The organism is Candidatus Neomarinimicrobiota bacterium, from assembly GCA_018647265.1.
Lineage (GTDB): Bacteria > Fidelibacterota > Marinisomatia > Marinisomatales > TCS55 > TCS55.
The window spans coordinates 1-2308 of record JABGTK010000054.1 but is presented as its reverse complement, the minus strand read 5'-3'; the positions used below and the strand labels follow the sequence as shown (position 1 = coordinate 2308).

Annotated in this window: 2 protein-coding genes; one reads left to right on the top strand and one right to left on the bottom strand. The window is 38.8% G+C overall.

All coding sequences use genetic code 11. The features are described 5' to 3' along the window. Window positions 1-259 precede the first annotated feature (259 nt). Window positions 260-1492, top strand: coding sequence for an MFS transporter (locus HN459_03625; protein ID MBT3478533.1), 1233 nt, complete (start codon window positions 260-262; stop codon window positions 1490-1492). A 5-nt stretch (window positions 1493-1497) separates the two neighbouring features. Here HN459_03625 and HN459_03620 read toward each other — a convergent pair. After that, window positions 1498-2308 (bottom strand): class I SAM-dependent RNA methyltransferase (locus tag HN459_03620; protein MBT3478532.1); only part of this gene is annotated, 811 nt, incomplete at its 5' end.

Here is a 2308-nt window from a genome sequence, read left to right as displayed (position 1 = left end):
CTTCACTAAGTTTGATTTTGTTACCTCCTATCAATGGGAATCAGTTTCCATTATTGGTGAGGTAGAAAACATTTTAGATAAAAGCTATGCCGATCCACTAGGTGGTGAATACTTGGGTCAAGGCGCCACTATGTCAACTGGAATAACCAGGGCTAATGGAACTCAGGTTTATGCGATGGGACGCTCCTTTAACGTTGCGCTAAGTTATTCTTTTTGATTAAAATTTAAGAGAGTTAATTGCTAGGCTATAATATTTTGAATGGCTTCAACCAATAAAAAATCTATTGCCTCAGCGCTGATTGGAAATATCCTTGAGTGGTATGATTTTGCTATTTATGGCTATTTTGCATCAGCCATCGGTCTAGCATTCTTTCCGAAATCTGATCCTACCGCACAATTATTAATGGCTTTTAGTATCTTTGCCGTAGGGTATCTTATGCGCCCTATCGGTGCCGTTATTTTTGGTCACGTAGGAGACAAGTACGGAAAAAAAGTTGCCCTCAATTTATCGGTCGCGGCCATGGCAATCCCGACTTTTTTTGTCAGCATCTTGCCTGACTATAATGCCTGGGGTGTTTGGGCAGCTTACACACTTGTATTATTAAGAATGATTCAGGGTTTATCTGTTGGAGGTGAGTTCACAACTTCCATTATTTACTTGGTTTCACATGCACCTAAAAATAGGCAATCTCTCATGGGGGCAACGATTACCTGTGGTGCTATTGGTGGCATTTTGCTAGGTTCCTTTACGGGTGATTTAATGAATCATCTGATGTCGGAAGAAACAATTAATGCATGGGGTTGGCGGGTGCCATTCTTATTTGGTCTTGTAATTGGAATCGTTGGTCTATTTTTAAGACGACACTTGGTTGATGAGGTCCCTGCGCCAACACTAAAACCGCCGGTGCTTGTTGTTTTTCAAAACCACCTGCCCCTATTATTTAACATCAGTGGCTTGGTATTTCTCAATGCGGTCGGTTTTTATTTAATCTTTGTCTACCTGGTCACCTGGTTTGAGGTGGCAGAAAAATTTACACCCTCACTTGCTTTAAATATCAATTCTATCTCTATGGTCATCCTAATTGGTGTCGTGCTTTTATCAGGTTACTTTACAGATAAAGTTGGGAAAAAATTAATGCTTCAAATTACTTCCATGCTTATGCTTTTATTTGTTGTGCCTTTGTTCTATCTTATGAATCATCATGATATCAATTTAGCCTTCCTTGGTCAGTTGGGACTCACAATTATCTTAGGGTCTTACCTTGCACCCTTAAATGCCTTTATGGTCTTATCAATACCAGAAGCAGTTCGATGCACAACTATTGGGCTTGGTTATAATTTAACATTAGGTGTTGCAGGAGGACTCACGCCTTTGGCAGCGACATGGGTTTTTGAAAAAACAGGAAGCCCTATCAGTCCGTCTTACTTAATTTTAGCAGCCTCAATCATTACTATTTTTGCTCTATTCAAAAATAAATCAAATATAAGTTAAGAAAACTACTTTTTACGATTACTACCAGCGACCATTTTAATCTCGAATAAACGGCAATCTAGCGCACCATTATATAAAGGTGTTTTCTTTGACGGTGATAAGCGCATCAGCTTAGGTAATCTAAAATCGCTCGTTAGGAAATAAGTCCGCCATCCTGAAAACTTATTCTTAAGGCACGAGGCCCAAAGTGGGTAAGCTTCAGCAAGCTCTTCATCCTCTCCTATTCTTATACCGTAAGGTGGGTTGGTAATCATCACTCCTTCGTTAAATGGAGGTGTAATCTCTGTAATTTTCTTACATACTAATTGCACAGCTTCTTCTAAACCCGCTTCAACTAAATTTCGTTTAGCCACTCGGATTGCACGAAGATCTCTATCAGATCCATATATTCGTGAAAAAGTAAGTGGTTTTTTCTCTGATTCGTAAGCTGATTTAATTTGCTTAAGAAGCTTTGAATCAAAATTCTTCCAATTTTCAAATCCAAAATTTCTTCTCAATCCTGGCATTTGATTCAGTGCCATCATAGAAGCTTCAATTAAAAAAGTCCCACTACCACACATAGGATCAAGCATGGCTTGACCAGGCTCCCAACCACTAAGCAAAATAATACCCGCAGCTAAATTTTCCTTGATTGGTGCTTCCACACTCGATTTTCTAAAACCTCTTTGATAGAGTGGATCACCTGAGGTGTCTAGATAAATAAAATACTCATTTTTTTCCAAATAAAGATGGATACGTATATCAGGATTTCTAATATCCACATCGGGTCGCTTATTCATTTTTTTTCTAAAGCTATCGCAAACCGCATCCTTAATT

Coding starts and splice junctions, on each gene's coding strand:
- HN459_03625 (MBT3478533.1), top strand. CDS start 260: ATGGCTTCAACCAATAAAAAATCTATTGCCTCAGCGCTGATTGGAAAT.